The sequence below is a fragment of the Streptomyces sp. NPDC036764 genome (assembly GCF_055609385.1).
The window spans coordinates 24,105-42,658 of the sequence record NZ_JBVJPT010000005.1; the positions used below are offsets into that span (position 1 = coordinate 24,105).

Consider the following 18,554-nt stretch of genomic DNA (forward strand, 5'->3'; position numbering starts at 1 on the left):
CCAAAGGTATTGTCAAGAGGGTTTCGCTCACCTCACCGGGCGATTTTGCGACCACACGACGAAGGGGAGACCACGCGTGACGCGCAGCGTGTACGTGACCGGCATCGACCGCGGCGACGGCCGGCAGGTCGTCGAACTGGGGGTCATGGAGCTCCTGACCCGGCAGGTCGACCGGGTGGGGGTGTTCCGCCCGCTGGTGCACCACTCCCCGGACCGGCTGTTCGAGCTGCTGCGCGCCCGTTACCGCCTCTCCCAGGACCCGGCGACGGTCTACGGCATGGACTACCACGAGGCGTCCGCCCTGCAGGCCGAGCGCGGCACCGACGAGCTGGTCTCCACCCTCGTCGACCGCTTCCACGCGGTCGCCCGCGACTACGACGTCGTCCTCGTCCTCGGCACCGACTTCGCCGACACCCAGCTCCCGGACGAGCTGTCCCTCAACGCCCGACTCGCCAACGAGTTCGGCGCGTCCGTGATATCCGTCGTGGGCGGGCGCAAGCAGACGACCGAGTCGGTGCTCGCCGAGACGCGCAACGCCTACCGGGCGTACGAGAACCTGGGCTGTGACGTGCTCGCCATGGTCACCAACCGGGTCGCCCGCACCGACCGGGACGAGATCGCCCGGCTGCTGGAGTCCCGGCTGCCGGTGCCCTGCTACGTCGTCCCGGACGAGCCCGCGCTGTCCGCGCCCACGGTCTCGCAGATCGCCCAGTCACTCGAAGCGAAGGTCCTGCTCGGCGACGACTCGGGGCTCGCGCGCGACGCCCTCGACTTCGTGTTCGGCGGCGCGATGCTGCCGAACTTCCTGAGCGCCCTGACCCCGGGCTGCCTGGTCGTCACCCCGGGGGACCGCGCGGATCTGGTCGTCGGCTCGCTGGCCGCGCACAACGCCGGCACCCCACCGATCGCCGGCGTGCTGCTCACCCTGGACGAGCGCCCCGGCGACGCGATCCTCACCCTCGCCTCCCGCCTCGCCCCCGGCACCCCGGTGCTGTCGGTGCCCGGCTACAGCTTCCCCACCGCCGAGCAACTCTTCTCCCTGGAGGGCAAGCTGAACGCGGCGACCCCGCGCAAGGCGGAGACCGCGCTCGGCCTGTTCGAGCGGTACGTCGACACCGGCGAGCTGCTGGGGCGGGTCTCGGCGCCGAACTCCGACCGGGTCACGCCGATGATGTTCGAGCACAAGCTGCTGGAGCAGGCCCGCTCGAACATCCGCCGCATCGTGCTGCCCGAGGGCACCGAACCGCGCGTGCTGCACGCCGCGGAGGTCCTGCTGCGGCGCGGGGTGTGCGACCTGACCCTGCTCGGGCCGGTCGACCAGATCCGCAAGCGGGCCGCCGACCTCGGCATCGACCTGGGCGACACCCAGCTCATCGACCCGGCCACCAGCGACCTGCGCGACTCCTTCGCCGAGAAGTACGCCCAGCTCCGTGCCCACAAGGGCGTCACCGTCGAGCTGGCCTACGACGTCGTCTCCGACGTGAACTACTTCGGGACCCTGATGGTCGAGGAGGGTCTGGCCGACGGCATGGTGTCGGGGTCCGTCCACTCGACCGCGGCGACGATCCGGCCCGCCTTCGAGATCATCAAGACGAAGCCGGACGCCGGCATCGTCTCGTCGGTCTTCTTCATGTGCCTGGCCGACAAGGTCCTCGTGTACGGCGACTGCGCGGTGAACCCGGACCCGAACGCCGAGCAGCTCGCCGACATCGCCATCCAGTCGGCGGCGACCGCCGAGGGGTTCGGTGTGGTGCCGCGCATCGCGATGCTGTCGTACTCGACGGGCACGTCGGGTTCGGGCGCCGATGTCGACAAGGTGCGCGAGGCGACCGAGCTGGTGCGCCTTCGGCGGCCGGACCTGATGATCGAGGGGCCCATCCAGTACGACGCCGCGGTGGAGCCGTCCGTCGCGGCGACGAAGTTGCCGGAGTCCGAAGTGGCCGGGCAGGCAACGATTCTGATCTTCCCCGACCTCAATACAGGTAACAACACCTACAAGGCCGTGCAGCGCTCGGCCGGCGCCATCGCCGTCGGCCCGGTGCTCCAGGGTCTGCGCAAGCCGGTCAACGACCTGTCCCGGGGCGCCCTCGTCCAGGACATCGTCACGACCGTCGCCATCACGGCGATCCAGTCCCAGCCCCAGTCCACCGCCCCGTCCCTCCACGAGAAGGCCACCGTCCAGTGACCGCGTCCCGCGTCCTCGTCCTCAACTCCGGCTCCTCGTCGGTGAAGTACCAACTGCTGGACATGCGTGACAGCAGCCGGCTGGCCGTGGGCCTCGTCGAGCGCATCGGCGAGCAGGTCTCCCGGCTCAAGCACACCCCGCTGGCGGCCGGCGGCGAGAGCCGCGAGCGGACCGGCCCGATCGCCGACCACGACGCCGCCCTGAAGGCCGTGGCGGCGGAGCTGGCCAAGGACGGCCTCGGCCTCGACTCCCCCGAGCTGGCCGCGATCGGCCACCGGGTGGTGCACGGCGGCAAGCACTTCACCGAGCCCACCGTCATCGACGACGCCGTGCTCGCCGAGATCGAGCGGCTCATCCCGGTGGCCCCGCTGCACAACCCCGCCAACCTCACCGGCATCCGCACGGCACAGGCGCTGCGCCCCGACCTGCCCCAGGTCGCCGTCTTCGACACCGCGTTCCACACGACGATGCCGGAGTCGGCCGCCCGCTACGCCATCGACGTGGAGACCGCCGACCGGCACCGCATACGCCGGTACGGCTTCCACGGCACCTCGCACGCGTACGTCTCGCGGGCCACGGCCAAGCTGCTGGGCAAGGCCCCGGAGGACGTGAACGTGATCGTGCTGCACCTCGGCAACGGCGCGTCCGCGTCGGCGGTGCAGGGCGGCAGGTGTGTGGACACCTCCATGGGCCTGACCCCCTTGGAGGGGCTCGTGATGGGTACGCGATCGGGTGACATGGATCCCGCCGTCATCTTCCATTTGGCGCGTGTTGGCGATATGTCCATCGCGGAAATCGACACTCTTCTCAACAAGAAGAGCGGATTGATCGGCCTGTGCGGCGACAACGACATGCGGGAGATCGGCCGCCGGATCGAAGAAGGTGACGAGCGGGCCCAATTGGCCTTCGACATCTACATTCACCGACTGAAGAAGTACATCGGCGCCTATTACGCCGTGCTCGGCCGGGTGGACGCGATCGCGTTCACGGCCGGCGTCGGCGAGAACGCGGCACCGGTGCGGGAAGCCGCCGTGGCGGGCCTGGACGCACTGGGCCTCGCGGTGGACGCGGAACTGAACGCCGTACGCGGTGACGAGCCGCGGCTGATCTCGCCCGCGGGCGCGAGGGTGGCGGTCGCCGTGGTGCCGACGGACGAGGAACTGGAGATCGCGACACAGACCTACGCACTGGTCGGCAGCACCGATATGCGACTGCGCCGCGCGGGCAACGACTGAGTAACACGGCTGAGCAAAGCGCAGCTCATTTGTATCTTCCACCAGACGGAATATTCCGCGGCGAAACAAACCGATAGGATCGTCCCATGCGCCGTTCGAAAATCGTTTGTACTCTCGGCCCCGCGGTCGACTCCCATGAACAGCTTGTCTCGCTGATCGAGGCGGGCATGAATGTGGCCCGCTTCAACTTCAGCCACGGCACGCACGACGACCACCAGGGGCGGTACGAGCGCCTGCGGGCCGCCGCCGCGGAGACCGGGCGGGCCATCGGTGTGCTCGCCGACCTCCAGGGGCCGAAGATCCGCCTGGAGACCTTCGCCGAGGGCCCGGTGGAGCTGGAGCGCGGTGACGAGTTCGTCATCACGACCGAGGACGTCCCCGGCGACAAGCAGATCTGCGGGACGACCTACAAGGGCCTGCCCGGTGACGTCGACAAGGGCGACCAGATCCTCATCAACGACGGCAACGTCGAGCTGAAGGTCACCGAGGTCGAGGGCCCCCGGGTGAAGACGATCGTCATCGAGGGCGGCGTCGTCTCCGACCACAAGGGCATCAACCTGCCCGGCGCGGCCGTGAACGTGCCGGCGCTGTCCGAGAAGGACGTCGAGGACCTCCGCTTCGCGCTGCGCATGGGCTGCGACATGGTCGCCCTGTCCTTCGTGCGGGACGCGAACGACGTGCAGGACGTGCACAAGGTCATGGACGAGGTCGGCCGCCGCGTCCCGGTCATCGCCAAGGTGGAGAAGCCGCAGGCGGTCGCCAACATGGAGGACGTCGTGCTGGCGTTCGACGCCGTGATGGTCGCGCGTGGCGACCTGGCCGTCGAGTACCCGCTCGAGAAGGTCCCGATGGTGCAGAAGCGGCTCATCGAGCTGTGCCGCCGCAACGCCAAGCCGGTGATCGTGGCGACCCAGATGATGGAGTCGATGATCACCAACTCCCGTCCGACCCGCGCCGAGGCCTCCGACGTGGCCAACGCGATCCTGGACGGCGCCGACGCGGTCATGCTGTCCGCCGAGTCGAGCGTGGGCGCGTACCCGATCGAGACCGTCAAGACGATGTCGAAGATCGTCACCGCGGCCGAGCAGGAGCTGCTCTCCAAGGGCCTGCAGCCGCTCGTGCCCGGCAAGAAGCCCCGTACGCAGGGTGGTTCGGTGGCCCGTGCCGCCTGCGAGATCGCCGACTTCCTCGGCGGCAAGGGCCTGGTCGCCTTCACCCAGTCCGGCGACACCGCCCGCCGGCTGAGCCGCTATCGCGCCGCCCAGCAGATCATCGCGTTCACCACGGACGAGTCCACGCGCAACCAGATGACGCTGAGCTGGGGCGTCGAGCCGCACGTGGTGCCGTTCGTCAACAGCACCGACGAGATGGTCGACCTGGTGGACCAGGAGATCGTCAAGCTCGGCCTGTTCAACGAGGGCGACATCGTGGTCATCACGGCCGGCTCCCCGCCCGGCGTCCCGGGCACCACCAACATGGTCCGGGTGCACCACCTCGGCGGCGGCGCGCGGGACTGACCCGCAGACCGCCCGCAAGGGCCCTGAACGACGCTGAGGGCGCCTCCTGAGACAGGGGGCGCCCTCAGCGCTTGTGCGGCTCCCGAACGGGCTTGTGGGGGCGTCTGATCGAGACGCCCGGCTCAGTCGGTCGTGAAGTTGTGCAGCCCGGGCACGTGCAGGGTGCCGCCGAACTGACCGGCCTGGGTGACCTTCACCTTCGTGAAGTAGATCAGCGGGATGTTCAGCGGCGGCGGGTGCTCCGGGTCGAACGTGACCGGGATCAGACCGAGCAGGTTCCCGGAGATGCTCTCCGTGTACATCACGGTCTTGCCGTTGCGGATGGTGGACGTCGAGCCCTGCGCCGCCTGCACGTGGTAGGTCTTGCCGGACTGCTTGTCCTTCACCGTCTGGTGCAGGTCGCCGATGTCGGTGCCGTCGGAGATGACGTACTTCAGCACCTTCTTCTTGGCGCCGCTGGCCGTCTTCACCTCGACGATGCCCTGGTAGTCGGCGCCTTTCAGCAGCAGCGAGCTGGCGTTCAGGTACCACGGGTCGTCGGGCAGCGGCACGGGGTTGTCGACGCCGCCCTCCGCGTCGGTGGCGGCCGGGCAGTCGTCCGGGTCCGTGCCGGAGCTCGCGGACGGGCTCGGCGAGGCGGTGGCCTCGTCGGCGGCGTCCTTCGCTCCGTCGGTGACGTCCTTCGCCGCCTCGGACGCCTTGTCGGTGGCGTCCCCGACGGTGTCCTTGACCGTGTCGGTGACCTTGTCGGTGGTCTCCTTCACCGGGTCGGACGCCTCGGACGTCTCCTTGCCGGAGGAGTCGGAGGAGTCCGCGGACCCCGAGGAACCGGACGCCGCCTCCTCGCTCGCGGAGGGCGTCGGCGTCGGGCTCGCGCTCTCCCCGGCCGAACCGCCCGTGAAGATGCCCTCGATGGCGTCGCCGATGTTCTCCAGCAGGTTGCCGCCGCTCTCGGACGGCGAGGGCGACGCCGTGGCCGTGTCCCCGGCCTGGGCCTCGCTCGACTTGCTCGCGGAGGGCGAGGGCGTGGGCTCGGCCGCGTCGTCGGAACCTGAATCCGACGAAGAGGAGTCACCGTCCGCCGAGTCCTCCGAACCCGAAGTGCCCGAGGAACCCGAGGAGTCGGAGGAGTCCGCGGAGTCCTGGCCTTCGGTCGCCGACGCGGTGGGCTCCGGCGTCTCGTCCTTGTCTGCGGACTCACTGGCGCTCGGGGTCGCGGAGGCCGAGGCCTCGTCCTCCAGAGCCGCCACGCAGTCCTTGTACTCGTCCGCCGTGAGGCTGTTGGACGTCGGCTTCGTGGCGTCGCTGTCGGCCTGGGCGAGCGTCGGCGTGAACCCCATTCCCATGAGGACGGCCGTCGGCATCGCCGCCAGGGCTATCGCCTTGCCGGCCGGCATGTGGAACCTGGTGAACAGCGGCTTCTTGGGCGCCGCGTGACGCGGCCCGGTTCTCACACGGGACTTGTCCACCTCAGTCCCGTGGGTCACCTCGTCAGCCGGCACTGTGCCTCCCGTTCGCCCCGTTCGCCGGGCTCGTTCCTGACAGATCGTTCGGCTCGCCCACCACGGGCTTGAGGATGGTGGTGTCGGGGTCCGCGGCACCCTGGGGTGCGCCGCCCTCGCCCGTCGTGTCCGTCTTCGCCGGCTGTGCGTCGGCGTCCCCGCCGGGCACCCATGCCACCGCCATCGCCCCGCCCACGAGGGCGAAGAGGAAGCCGATGAGGAAGCCGCCGAGGTTGGACAGCGGGATGGACACCAGTGCCAGCAGGATCGCCGCGATGCCCGCGAAGGTGCGGACGTGCTTCTGGAACCACAGCGTGAAGCCGAGGACCACGAGCAGCACACCGATGATCAGGGAACTGGAGCCCCCCGCGGTCTGCATCGCCAGCGTCAGGTGGCCGATCTGAAGGTTCGCGTACGGGAAGTAGGCGATCGGGAGTCCGCCGAGCATGACGAACAGACCGGCCCAGAACGGCCGCGTACCGCGCCAGGCGCGGAAGTTCCGCCGAAAGACCCGGAGGTAGTGCTCGTCATGGCCGCGCGCGGCAGGAGTCTCGGCGCTCATCGAAAACAGCTCCCTGGTACGGCATTGCTGTGGTGGTGGTGCGATGGTGATGCGGTGTTGTGTCGCGGCCGTGTGACCACTTGTGAAGAAAGCAAGCGGAGAGTGGACGGGCGGGGGCGCCATCGGCTCCCCCGCCCGTCAGAGAGTGCTTAGTAGCACTCCTTGACACCCGTCGACAGCGACATCTTCAGACCGCTGAGCTTGAAGGTTCCGGCGGTGGTCGCCCACGCCGTCTGCTTCACGTTGCTCAGCGTGGCCTTGTCGGCCTGCTGGGCGAAGCCGAAGGGGTTGGCCTGCTCGCCGCCACCCTTCATGCCCGGACCCTTGTTGGCGTCCTTCGCGGCAACACCGATGTCGATGTTCTCGAACGTCGCGTCGGCCTCGAGGTCGGCGACGTCGATGTAGAGGTTCTTGGCCTCGACCGGCTTGTTCGGGTCTTCGCCCGCCCGCAGGATCAGGCTGACGCTCCCGAGGATCGGGATGTCGGGCGTGACCACGGACTGGCACATGTTGCTGATCGTCGCGGACTTGAAACCCGAGACGGCGACGGGGTGAACCGTCTTCTTGCCGGAGAGCGTGTAGCCCTCGTCAAGAGCGCCGTACTGCGAGAAGCCCGTACCGACCAGCTTGTCGGTCGTGACCTTGAACGACTGGCCGGAGACACTGAACGACGCGGCGAGAGCGCCCTGCGCGAGGGCGACACCTATCGCAGCCGTGGCGGCGACGCTGGGCACCATGACCACAGCGAACCGCTTCCATCTGGTCCCGCCACGCACCTGGGACTCCATATTTCCTCCTTCTCGGACGTACATCTCCTGACCCTGGCTGCCACCGTCGTCTCGACGGCTCAGCCGGTCAGGGATGGGAGAAGTGCTACGTCCTCGGGAAGGAGAGCGCCTGCGCTCGTCGGCACGAATCGCGCCCGAACTACCGGCGATCACCCCCGAGCGACAACCACTGGTCGCGCCTGACACGCATCACGCACAACCTTGCCGGACAGGCTTCGCCGAGTGGGCGAAGACCCCCCTGTCCAAGAGCCGGCGCCACTGCCGCCGACTCTGCTCGGTGGGGACCCAGGAACTCCCGCGACCCAACCGGCTGTCGGGGTACGGGAACGGACCGAGCGTGGCCGATCGTGGTGCATTCTCGCCGCCCGCACAAGGGGCTTCGTTACTCAGTAGTAACGGCCGGATAACCGAACAACGACCCGCCGGTCTCGGACGACGACGCAGGGTGGCTTCAGGTGACCGGACAAATCCACGAATCGGGAGACAGAAACCGACAGAACGACGCCCGCGACTTACCCGCAGTAACTGCGGCCGCGATTACCAAGATTTGGTAAAGCGCGGCCGCTCTGATGCTCTGTCGACAAATCTTTCACTCGCGCAACATGCGTCCGTGCGTTTAGTGACTGGTCAGAACGGGGCTGTCGCCCCGCTCACCAAACCGTCAGAACAGCGCACGCGCCAACGCCCTGCGAGCGGCCGCGACCCGCGGGTCCTCACCGCCCACGACTTCGAAGAGCTCCAGCAGCCGAAGCCGCACGGTGTCCCGGTCGTCACCCGCCGTGCGCCGCACGGTGTCGATGAGCCGGCCGAAGGCGTCCTCGACGTGACCGCCCACCAGATCCAGGTCGGCGGCGGCGATCTGCGCCTGGGCGTCGGCGGGCCGGTCGGCGGCCTCCTTACGCACCTGCTGCGGGTCGGCATCCTGCACGCGCTGGAGCAACTCGGCCTGGGCGAGCCCGAGTTTGGCCTCCGAGTTCGCCGGGTCCTGGCCCAGCACGCTCTGGTACGCCTGGACGGCACCGGCCAAGTCGCCCGCGTCCAGCGCCTGCACGGCGGCCTCCAGCAGGGCGTCGTAGGGACCGGCCGGCGCGGCGGGAGCGCTCTGGGCGCCGCCCGGCTCGGCGTCCGGGTCGACCGTCAGGCCGGTCAGGCCGAAGCGCTGCTCGGCTACGGCGACGAGCTGGTCGAGCGTCTCGCGGATCTGGGCCTCGCCGGCCGCGCCCTGGAAGAGGGGCAGCGCCTGCCCGGCGACGACCGCGAAGACGGCAGGGATCCCCTGCACGCCGAACTGCTGCATCAGCATCTGGTTGGCGTCGACGTCGATCTTGGCGAGCAGGAGGCGGCCGTTGTACTCGACGGCGAGCCGCTCCAGCAGCGGGCTGAGCTGCTTGCAGGGCTCGCACCACTCGGCCCAGAAGTCGATGACGACGGGCACCTCGGCGGACCGCTGAAGGACCTCGCGCTCGAACCCCGCCTCATCCACATCGATGACGAGGTCGGCGGGGGACACGGCACCCGCCCCGCCCTGCCGGGCGGCCTCGGCACGCGCTTGCTCCGCCTTCGCCTTGGCCTCTTGGGCCGCCTTCACCGCGGCGAGGTCGACGACTCCGCTCATGGACATGTTCCGTGGCTGCATGCGTCTATCCTCCCCCGTTCGGCGCGCACTGTGAAAAGCGGTCTGAAAGCCGGGCCCGGCAGGTGCTGTTCGGCGCCGGGTCCCCACCCCACGCCTGTGGTCATCGCTTTCGCTACGACTCGTAGCGTAATGGCAGTGGGGCCCTGCGGAACACCACCCTCCCGTGATCTCCCTCACGACCACACACGAACCGCCCGGTTATGGTCATGGGATGCAGAGCAGCACCGCCGCCGCCCGTCCCGGACGCCCGCGCAGCGCCGCCGCTGACGCCGCGATCCTGGCGGCGACGCGGGAGGCGCTGGTCGAACTGGGCTGGTCCAAACTCACCCTCGGAGACGTGGCCACGCGCGCGGGGGTTGCAAAGACAACCCTGTATCGCCGCTGGTCGGGGAAGAACGAGCTGGTGGTGGACGCCGTCGCCGAGCTCTTCGACGAGCTCCGCCTGCCCGACCTGGGCAGCCTTGCCGCCGACATCGAGGGCGTCGTGCTCCAGTTCGCGGCGATCCTGGCCCGGCCGGAGGCGAAAAGTGGCCTGATGGCGGTGGTCGCGGAGTCGACCCGGGACGACGCGCTGCGCGAACGCATCCGCGCGTCCATCGTGGACCGTCAGAAGAGGCTGGTGGTGGAGGGCCGGGCGCGGGCCCAGTGCCGGGGCGAACTGCCGCCGGAGACGGACCCCTCGGAGACCGCGCGCACGGTCGACCTCATCTTCGACATGGTCGCGGGCGCGGTGGTCCACCGCACGCTGGTGAGCAGCCACCCGGCGGACGAGGAGTGGGTGCGCGGCTTCACCCAGATGCTGCTGCTGGGCCTGACGGGAGCCGCAGCGCAGCCCGCCGAGGGCTGAGTGGGGAGGGCGGCCGGGCCGCCCTCCCGCCGGAGCCTCTCAGAAGCCCGCCGGCTCGGTGTACACCCCCCACTCGTCCCGCAGCACGTCGCAGATCTCGCCGAGGGTCGCCTCGGCGCGTACGGCCTGGAGCATCGGCTCGATCATGTTGGCGCCGCTGCGGGCGGCGGCCAGCATGGCGTCCAGCGCGGTGCGCACCGCGGCGTCGTCGCGGCCCGCCTTGCGCGCGGCCAGCACCCGCACCTGCTCGCGCTCCACCTCGTGGCTGACCCGCAGGATCTCCAGGTCGCCGGTGACGGAGCCGGTGTTGACGTTGACGCCGACGACCCGCTTCTCGCCCTTCTCCAGCGCCCGCTGGTACCGGAACGCCGACTCGGCGATCTCCCCGGTGAACCAGCCGTCCTCGATCCCGCGCAGGATGCCGGAGGTGATCGGCCCGATGGGGTGCTGCCCGTCGGGGTGCGCGCGCAGCCCGCGCTCCCTTATCTGCTCGAAGATCTTCTCGGCGTCGGCCTCGATCCGGTCGGTGAGCTGCTCGATGTACCAGGAACCGCCCAGCGGGTCGGCCACGTTGGCGACCCCGGTCTCCTCCATGAGGACCTGCTGGGTGCGCAGGGCGATCTCGGCGGCCTGCTCGGAGGGGAGCGCGAGGGTCTCGTCGAGGGCGTTGGTGTGCAGCGAGTTCGTCCCGCCGAGCACGGCCGCGAGCGCCTCCACGGCCGTACGCACCACGTTGTTGTACGGCTGCTGGGCGGTCAGCGAGACACCGGCGGTCTGGGTGTGGAAGCGCAGCCACTGCGCCTTGTCGCTCTTCGCCCCGTACACGTCGCGCATCCAGCGCGCCCAGATGCGGCGGGCGGCCCGGAACTTGGCGATCTCCTCGAAGAAGTCGACGTGCGCGTCGAAGAAGAAGGACAGGCCGGGGGCGAAGACGTCCACGTCGAGGCCACGCGACAGGCCCAGCTCGACGTACCCGAACCCGTCCGCCAGCGTGTACGCCAGCTCCTGTGCGGCCGTCGCACCGGCCTCGCGGATGTGGTAGCCGGAGACGGACAGCGGCTTGTAGGCGGGGATGGCGGCCGCGCAGTGCTCCATGAGGTCGCCGATGAGGCGAAGGTGCGGCTCGGGCTGGAAGAGCCACTCCTTCTGGGCGATGTACTCCTTGAAGATGTCGGTCTGGAGCGTGCCGTTGAGGACGCCCGGGTCGACGCCCTGGCGCTCCGCCGCGACCAGGTACATGCAGAAGACGGGCACGGCCGGTCCGCTGATGGTCATGGACGTCGTCACATCGCCCAGCGGGATGTCCTTGAACAGGACCTCCATGTCGGCGGCCGAGTCGATGGCGACCCCGCAGTGCCCGACCTCGCCCAGCGAGCGCGCGTCGTCGGAGTCGCGGCCCATGAGCGTCGGCATGTCGAAGGCGACCGAGAGACCGCCTCCGCCGTTGCCGAGGATCATCTTGTAGCGCTCGTTGGTCTGCTCGGCGTTCCCGAACCCGGCGAACTGCCGGATGGTCCACGTCCGCCCTCGGTAGCCCGTCGGATACAGCCCGCGGGTATAGGGGTACTCCCCGGGCCATCCGATCCGCTCGAAGCCCTCGTACTCGTCACCCGGCCGGGGCCCGTACACCGGCTCCACGGGGTCCCCGGAGAGCGTGGTGAAGTCACCGTCGCGCTTGCGCGCGGCGTCGTACCGGGCCTGCCAGCGACGGCGGCCCTCCTCGATGGCGTCAGCGTCCATACCTTCGAATTTACTAGGACGTCCAAGTAAATGTCGATGGGGGACCGCCGTACGCGTGCGTACGGCGGTGCGGTCAGGCCTTGGCGACGGCCGGGGCCGGCTCCCCGATCAGGGGCTCCACACTGCGGGTGACCTGGCGCTCCACGAAGAAGGCGGCCAGCGGGATCGTCCCGGACAGCAGCACCCACAGCAGCTTGCCGAACGACCACTTGGCCTTGGAGCCGAGGTCGAAGGCGAAGATCAGGTAGATGATGTAGAGGAAGCCGTGGACCTGGGAGACGGCGAAGGTGACGTCCTCGCCCATGTCGAAGCCGTACTTGAACACCATGCAGGTGCACAGCACGAGCAGCATGACGGCGGTGACGTAGGCCATCACCCGGTAGCGGGTCAGGACGCTCTTCTTCATGCGCAAGAGCGTAACCACCCGTTCCGGGAGATCTTGCCCGGGGTCCCGGGTCAGCTCTCCTCGAAGTCGTGTGCCGACACCCTGAGCGGGCGCAGCATCGCGAAGATCTCCGCGCACTCCTCCGCGTCGTACACCCCGAGCCCGAAGTCCATCGCCATCAGGTCCCGGGTGGCCGCCTCGACCACCTCGCGGCCCTTGGCGGTGATGGAGGCGAGCGTGCCGCGCCCGTCGTTGGGGTTGGGCCGCTTGTCCACCAGGCCCGACTTCACCAGCCGGTCCACGGTGTTCGTCACCGACGTGGGGTGCACCATGAGCCGCTCGCCGATCTTGGACATCGGCAGTTCGCCGGCCTTGGAGAAGTTGAGCAGCACCAGCGCCTCGTAGCGCGCGAACGTCAGTCCGTAGGGCTTGACCACCGCGTCGACCTCGGCCAGCAGGATCTGCTGGGCGCGCATGATCGAGGTGATGGCGGCCATGGAGGGCACACTTCCCCAGCGCTGCTTCCAGAGCTCGTCGGCTCGGGCGATGGGATCGAAGGGAAGGCTGAGCGGCTTCGGCACGCGACCGACCTTACCGGCCGGTCACATGCTGGTCAGCCCTGTCTCGCCTTTCGGTCGGTATCGGCACCGCCCGGTGCCGTTGTTCACCGTGCGGCCATCTCCTTCACCTGGAAGACCCCCGTCCAGCGATCGTCGTGCAGACAGGCGTTCATCGGCTCGACCAGGGCCTCGTGCGCGGTGCCGGTGCGCCAGCGCCGGATGGCGTCGAGGTCGGCCCACTCGCTGGTGAGCAGCCACTGGGCGGGGTCGTCCAGGGAGCGGCACAGTTGTTCGCCGAGGTGCCCGGGAAATCGCTCCGCTCCCGCACGCACGTCCCTGTAGGACCGTACGAACTCCGCCTCCATCCCGTCGCGCACGCGCAGCAGCCGGATCACCCGCACCCGCGCCGGGGCGGAGGTCCCGGCGGTCATGACGGGTCGAGGACGACGGGCAGCTCCGCAAGTCCTCGGAAGGCGGGGAACGGCACGGTCATCCAGCGCGCGTCCTCGGGGGCGCCGACGAGGGACATGCGGGGGTGGCGGCCGAAGAGCGTGCCCAGGGCGATCTGCATCTCCAGCCGGGCCAGGGGCGCGCCGACGCAGTAGTGCGGGCCGTAGCCGAAGGCCAGATGCGTGGCCTGGACGTTCGGGCGCCGGACGTCCATCTCGTTCGGCGCGGTGAACATCTCCGGGTCGCGGTTGGCCCCGGTGATCGAGATCTGGACGAGCGCGCCCTTGGGGATGAGCGTGTCCCGGATGACGACGTCTTCCTTGGCGTGCCGGAAGGTGGAGTTCTCCACGGACGTCTCGAAGCGGAAGATCTCCTCGATGGCCGCGTTCATCGAGCTCGCGTCCCGCAGGGCCAGCTCCTTCTGGTCCGGCCGGCTGAGCAGGTGGTAGACCGCGTTGCCGATCTGGTACGCGGTCGACTTGTGGCCCGCGAAGAGCAGCACCCACGCCGTCGAGACGAGTTCGTGGTCGGTGAGCGAGCCCTCCTGGTCCTGGGCGGTGACGAGCGCGCTCAGCAGACCCGAGTCCGGCTCGCTGCGCTTGCGTGCGCACAGGTCCACCAGATAGTCGCGCAGATTTCCCTCGGCGATCTCCAGTTTCGCGCGCGCCTCCGGACCGAATCCGGTCTGAGCGACGGTGGCGGACCATTCCTGCGCCTGTTTCCGCTCGTTCTCCGGAACGCCCAGGAGTTCACAGATCACCTGGAGCGGCAGCGGGAAACAGAATTCCGGGAGCAGATTGACCGGCCCGCTCTTCGGGCACTGGTCGAGCAGTTCGTCGGTGATCTGCTGCACGCGCGTCCGCAGCGATTCCACCCGCTTCGGGGTGAAGGTGTTGCCGACGATCCGGCGGAGCCTGGTGTGCTTCGGCGGGTCCGAGAAGAGCATGTTGTCGTCGAGCGCGATCGACGAGTCACCGAAGATGCGGTGGTAGGCGTCGATGGCCCCGTACATGTCCTTGCTCAGCCGGGGGTCGGCGAGCGCGGCGCGGGCGTCGTCATAACGCGTGATCAGGTACGTCTGCACCCCGTGGGGCGGCGACAGCGGGCACACGGGCGCCGTCTCGCGCAGCGCGGCGTAGACGGGATGCGGATTGGCGCGGAACTCCCTGCTGCACGAAGAGGCCGCGGCCGCGGCCTCTTCGGACAACAGTGCCTCGGATTCCTCGGATGCGAACGCTTGCGTCATGACTGGTCCCCGGGTCGGCTTGAATTTCGGTGGTCAGAGCCACCGTTTCCCGGGCCGTACCGCGCCGCAAACGGCGCTGCGCCATATGGGTCGGCTCCCCGCAACACGTGTGTGTCGCAGCCCGGCTTGGTAAACATCGACCTCGTGAGCGGACACCAAGCGGAATCTGTACCAGTTCTCATCGTCGGCGGATCCCTGGTGGGTCTTTCCACTTCGGTTTTCCTGGGCCGCCTCGGTATCGAGCACATGGTCGTGGAACGCCATGCCGCGACATCGACGCATCCGCGTGGCCGCGGCAACAACGTGCGCACCATGGAGATCTACCGGACCGCCGGTCTTGAGTCACGCATCCGGGACGCGGCCCGCGTCCTCGCCGCCAACGACGGCATCCTCCAGGTGGACACCCTCACCGGGGAGCAGCGCCGCTGGATCATCGGGGACATCTCCGGCGGCATGGACATCTCCCGGGTGAGTTCCTCCAACTGGTGCCTGTGCAGCCAGAACGATCTCGAACCGGTGCTGCTGGACTACGCCCGCGAGCAGGGTGCCGACATCCGCTTCGGCTCGGAACTGCTCTCCTTTGCCGAGCACGGGGACGGCGTCGAGGCACGGATCAGGAACCGGGACACCGGTGAGACCTACACCGTGCACGCCGAGTACCTGGTGGCCGCCGACGGGCCCCGCAGTCCTGTCCGCAGTCACCTGGGGATCGGGCAGTCGGGGCCGGGCGAGCTGTTCCACAACGTCAGTGTCACGTTCCGCAGCAGGGCCCTGAAGGACCACGTCGGAGAGAAACGATTCGTCGTCTGCTACGTCACCGACCCCGAGGGCGAGGGCGCCCTGCTGCCGGTGGACAACGAGGAACGCTGGGTGATCCACGTTCCCTGGCGCCCCGAGAGGCGTGAGGAGCTGGAGGACTTCACCGACGAGCGGCTCGCGGCACACATCCGCGCCGCCGTCGGCGTACCGGGCATCGACGTCGAGATCACCGGCAAGGCGCCCTGGCACGCCTCGAAGCGGGTCGCCGACAGCTATGGCGAGGGCCGGGTCTTCCTGGCCGGCGACTCTGCCCACGAGATGCCGCCCACCGGGGCGTTCGGCTCGAACACCGGTATCCAGGACGCTCACAACCTCGCCTGGAAGCTGGCCGCGGTGCTGCGCGAGTGGGCCTGTCCGTCGCTGCTCGACACCTACGAGCTCGAACGCCGGCCCGTCGCCCTCGCGACCGGCACGCGCGCGTGCGTGCAGGCGGCCGACGAACAGCACCCGGGCTTCAGCCCCGGCGCCGGACGCAACGACGATCCGGGGGACCTGATGACGGTCGCCCTGTGCTACCGGTACGCGTCGAACGCCGTGGTGGGCGCCCCGCCGGAGCGGCCGATCGTCCCGGACGCCTTCCAGCTCGGCGGCGAACCGGGCAGCCGCGCGCCCCACATGTGGGTGACGCGCGGGGACACCAGGATCTCCACGCTCGACCTGTACGAGCGTTCCTTCGTGCTGCTCGCCGGGTCCGGGGGGCACAAGTGGCGGGCCGCGGTGGAGCGGGCCTCCCTGAACCTGGGCGTCCCCATCGAGGCGTACCTGGTGGGTACGGGACCCGATCACGACCTTGTCCCCGACCCGGACGCAGACTGGGCGGAGCTGCACGGCACGGCCGAGGACGGTGCCGTGCTCGTACGCCCCGACGGCTTCGTCGCCTGGCGGGCGGACGCGGCGATGCCCGACGCCGACCGCGTGCTGACGAACGTGATGCAGGGCGTGCTCTGCCGCGACTGAACCCCCGCTCTCCTCTCCTCTTCCCCTTTTCGCCCCCCCACCCCGAGGACGTTGTTATGAGCCTTGCCGGACGCATCGACGTCCACCATCACTTCACCGCCCCGGCCTGGCTGGACTGGGCGGAGGCGCGAGGTGTCGTCAGCCGCGACAAGCTGCCCTGGTGGACCCGCTGGGACATGAACGCGGCACTGGAGATCATGGACAAGACGGGGATCGGCACCTCCGTCATGACCGTCGCGATGCTGGGCCGGCTCCGTGAGCGCGCCGAGCGCCAGGAGAGCGCCCGGGTCGCGCTGCGGGCGGCGGCCGACGTCGTCGAGGCCCACCCCGGCCGCTTCGCCTTCTTCACCCCCGTCTTCCTGGACGACCTGGAACTCTCCTCGTGGAGCCTGCGTCACGGCCTCGACGAGCTCGGCGCCATCGGGGTGAGCACGCGCACGAGCATGGGCGGCGTCTTCCTCGGCGACGAGTCGCACGACCGTCTGCTCCAGGAACTGAACGAGCGCTCCGCGGTCATCAGCACGCACCCCATGGACGTACCGGCCGGGGGGAAGGACGGCGGCGCGGGGCTGCCGGGCATGCCGCCGTTCGTGTGCGACTTCCTGCTGGACACCACGCGCGCGGCCATCAACCTCATCAGGAACGGCACGCTGGAGCGCTATCCGAACCTCAGCTTCATCCTTCCGCACGGCGGGGGCTTCCTCCCCTACATGGCCACCCGGCTCGACCTCTTCGGCGGGAGCATCACTCCCCCGATCGAGCCCGGCCGGGTCCGTGACCACCTGCACCGGTTCTACTTCGACACGGCGGGCCCCATGTCGCCGTCGGCCACGCCCACCCTGCTGGCCACGGTCGACCCCGACCGCATCCTCTTCGGCACCGACTGGCCGCCCACCCCCGCCCATGTCCTCGTCGACAGCGTGACGCCCGCCCTGGACGGCGACCCCTGTCTTACGCAGGAGCTGCTCCAGGGCATCAACCGGGACAACGCGCTGCGGCTGATGCCGGCGCTCGCACGGCAGTAGCCGGACGGACGAAGGAGGCCGCCGCCCGGGTCCGGGCGGCGGCCTCCTTCGTTCGGTCAGTGCTTCTCCCAGTGGTAGAAGCAGCGCGCCATCGCGTCCTTGGGACTGCGCCAGGTCTCGGGGTCGTACGGGCTGACGAAGGCTTCGAGCCGCCTGCTGATGTCGACGAACTCGGGGTGCCCGGTCACCTTCGCGATCGCCGGTCCCGGGTCCTGCTCGGCCTCGATGAAGTGCATGTACACATCGCCGAACTGGAACAGGGAGCGCTGCCGTACGCCGACGAGGTGCGGGAGTTCACCGCTGTCGGAGTCCGCGAAGACACCGGCGATGTCCTTGGCCGAGTTCGGGGACATCCTGGCGACGATCAGGCCGTGGTGCATGCCGCCTCCACACGGTCGCGGATGAGGGCCATCTGGATGGGCGAGTTGCGGTTGATGATCTCCGTCATCCCGGCGTCGTCGACCGGCGCCTCGGGCTTCATGGCGAAGTCCTGCGTCCAGTGCATCCGGGTGCCGGCCGGCGTCTCCTCGTACTCCCACACGATGTTCATGTGGGCGAAGGGCCCGGTCTCGACCCGGCGGGCCCGCACGATGCGCTTCTCGCGGTCGGCGGTCCGCTCCGAGACCCAGCTCCACACCTTGCCGTTCTCGTCGGGGTGCATGGTCAGTCGGAAGGTCACCGTGTCGCCCTCGCGGGACAGCACCTCGCAGGAGGCGTACTCGCTGAAGAGCTGCGGCCAGCGGTCCAGGTCGTTCGTCATGTCCCAGACGAGGTCGAAGGGAGCGGCGATGGTGATCTCGTTCTCGGTGTGTCCGGCCACTTCAGGCTCCTGTCGTGAGGGCGCCGTTGACGAGGTCGAGGAAGGCGCGGGGGCTCTTGCAGCGCTCGGCGTCGGTGGGCAGCGCCCGGCCGTGCCGGTTCTCCAGCTCGCCGACGATGCCGAGGAGGCCGAGCGAGTCCAGTCCGAACTCGGCGAAGGTGGCGTCCGCCCGGCTCTCCAGGTCGTGCGGGTCGACGGTCACGCCGGCGCCCTTCTTCATCAGCGCGGCCAGGTCTGCGAAGGTCACTTGGTTCACTTCGGTGGTCATGAGCGTTCTCCT

General features: G+C 69.3%; 18 protein-coding genes. 6 read left to right on the plus strand and 12 right to left on the minus strand.

Features of this window, described 5'->3' with window-relative positions; genetic code table 11:
• The first annotated feature begins 76 nt into the window (after positions 1–76).
• From pta to pyk, 3 genes are all read left to right on the plus strand, one after another.
• On the plus strand, positions 77–2,185 hold the full coding sequence (gene pta, locus ACZ69Q_RS20780) for a phosphate acetyltransferase (protein ID WP_471043799.1): 2,109 nt from the start codon (positions 77–79) through the stop codon (positions 2,183–2,185).
• Positions 2,182–3,420, plus strand: a complete 1,239-nt coding sequence (locus ACZ69Q_RS20785) for an acetate kinase (RefSeq protein WP_471043802.1) — start codon at positions 2,182–2,184, stop codon at positions 3,418–3,420. The genes pta and ACZ69Q_RS20785 overlap by 4 nt, the downstream gene beginning before the upstream one ends.
• 86 nt (positions 3,421–3,506) lie before the next feature.
• A complete protein-coding gene (gene pyk / locus ACZ69Q_RS20790; protein WP_471043805.1) occupies positions 3,507–4,937 on the plus strand; it encodes a pyruvate kinase in 1,431 nt (476 codons plus the stop codon).
• A 122-nt stretch (positions 4,938–5,059) separates the two neighbouring features.
• Here the strand turns inward: pyk and ACZ69Q_RS20795 are convergent, their stop codons facing one another.
• The 4 genes from ACZ69Q_RS20795 to ACZ69Q_RS20810 form a co-directional block, all read right to left on the minus strand.
• Positions 5,060–6,439: a hypothetical protein gene (locus ACZ69Q_RS20795; protein WP_471043808.1), complete on the minus strand. Its 1,380-nt coding sequence runs from the start codon at positions 6,437–6,439 to the stop codon at positions 5,060–5,062.
• The gene (locus tag ACZ69Q_RS20800) at positions 6,429–7,001 is read right to left on the minus strand and encodes a DUF6114 domain-containing protein (RefSeq protein WP_471043810.1); all 573 of its coding nucleotides are present in this window, start codon (positions 6,999–7,001) and stop codon (positions 6,429–6,431) included. Before ACZ69Q_RS20800 ends, ACZ69Q_RS20795 begins: the two co-directional genes overlap by 11 nt.
• A gap of 149 nt (positions 7,002–7,150) precedes the next feature.
• Positions 7,151–7,789: a DUF6230 family protein gene (locus ACZ69Q_RS20805; RefSeq protein WP_471043812.1), complete on the minus strand. Its 639-nt coding sequence runs from the start codon at positions 7,787–7,789 to the stop codon at positions 7,151–7,153.
• A gap of 661 nt (positions 7,790–8,450) precedes the next feature.
• A complete protein-coding gene (locus ACZ69Q_RS20810; protein WP_471043814.1) occupies positions 8,451–9,425 on the minus strand; it encodes a tetratricopeptide repeat protein in 975 nt (324 codons plus the stop codon).
• 211 nt (positions 9,426–9,636) lie between these two features.
• Here ACZ69Q_RS20810 and ACZ69Q_RS20815 point away from each other — a divergent pair, with 211 nt between their 5' ends.
• Positions 9,637–10,272 (plus strand): TetR/AcrR family transcriptional regulator, encoded by a 636-nt coding sequence (locus ACZ69Q_RS20815; protein ID WP_471043816.1) that lies wholly within the window; start codon positions 9,637–9,639, stop codon positions 10,270–10,272.
• A 39-nt stretch (positions 10,273–10,311) separates the two neighbouring features.
• Here ACZ69Q_RS20815 and ACZ69Q_RS20820 read toward each other — a convergent pair whose 3' ends face one another.
• From ACZ69Q_RS20820 to ACZ69Q_RS20840, 5 genes are all read right to left on the minus strand, one after another.
• Complete coding sequence (locus tag ACZ69Q_RS20820; protein ID WP_471043819.1) at positions 10,312–12,012, minus strand: acyl-CoA mutase large subunit family protein; 1,701 nt, start codon at positions 12,010–12,012, stop codon at positions 10,312–10,314.
• Positions 12,013–12,085: 73 nt separating this feature from the next.
• The gene (locus ACZ69Q_RS20825; protein ID WP_471043821.1) at positions 12,086–12,418 is read right to left on the minus strand and encodes a DUF3817 domain-containing protein; all 333 of its coding nucleotides are present in this window, start codon (positions 12,416–12,418) and stop codon (positions 12,086–12,088) included.
• Positions 12,419–12,468: 50 nt separating this feature from the next.
• Entirely contained in the window at positions 12,469–12,978 is a 510-nt protein-coding gene (locus ACZ69Q_RS20830) for a MarR family winged helix-turn-helix transcriptional regulator (protein ID WP_380844463.1), read from the minus strand.
• An 83-nt stretch (positions 12,979–13,061) separates the two neighbouring features.
• Complete coding sequence (locus ACZ69Q_RS20835) at positions 13,062–13,388, minus strand: antibiotic biosynthesis monooxygenase family protein (protein WP_471043824.1); 327 nt, start codon at positions 13,386–13,388, stop codon at positions 13,062–13,064.
• Entirely contained in the window at positions 13,385–14,653 is a 1,269-nt protein-coding gene (locus ACZ69Q_RS20840) for a cytochrome P450 family protein (protein ID WP_471043827.1), read from the minus strand. The genes ACZ69Q_RS20835 and ACZ69Q_RS20840 overlap by 4 nt, the downstream gene beginning before the upstream one ends.
• A gap of 144 nt (positions 14,654–14,797) precedes the next feature.
• Here ACZ69Q_RS20840 and ACZ69Q_RS20845 point away from each other — a divergent pair, with 144 nt between their 5' ends.
• Entirely contained in the window at positions 14,798–16,429 is a 1,632-nt protein-coding gene (locus tag ACZ69Q_RS20845) for an FAD-dependent oxidoreductase (RefSeq protein ID WP_471043830.1), read from the plus strand.
• Positions 16,430–16,485: 56 nt separating this feature from the next.
• Positions 16,486–17,454 (plus strand): amidohydrolase family protein, encoded by a 969-nt coding sequence (locus ACZ69Q_RS20850; protein ID WP_471043832.1) that lies wholly within the window; start codon positions 16,486–16,488, stop codon positions 17,452–17,454.
• A 56-nt stretch (positions 17,455–17,510) separates the two neighbouring features.
• Here the strand turns inward: ACZ69Q_RS20850 and ACZ69Q_RS20855 are convergent, their stop codons facing one another.
• The 3 genes from ACZ69Q_RS20855 to ACZ69Q_RS20865 are packed head-to-tail and all read right to left on the minus strand — an operon-like array spanning position 17,511 to position 18,542.
• Positions 17,511–17,834, minus strand: coding sequence for a TcmI family type II polyketide cyclase (locus tag ACZ69Q_RS20855; protein ID WP_471043835.1), 324 nt, complete (start codon positions 17,832–17,834; stop codon positions 17,511–17,513).
• On the minus strand, positions 17,819–18,274 hold the full coding sequence (locus ACZ69Q_RS20860; protein WP_471043837.1) for an SRPBCC family protein: 456 nt from the start codon (positions 18,272–18,274) through the stop codon (positions 17,819–17,821). Before ACZ69Q_RS20860 ends, ACZ69Q_RS20855 begins: the two co-directional genes overlap by 16 nt.
• Position 18,275: 1 nt before the next feature.
• Positions 18,276–18,542 (minus strand): acyl carrier protein, encoded by a 267-nt coding sequence (locus ACZ69Q_RS20865; RefSeq protein ID WP_471043840.1) that lies wholly within the window; start codon positions 18,540–18,542, stop codon positions 18,276–18,278.
• Positions 18,543–18,554 lie beyond the last annotated feature (12 nt).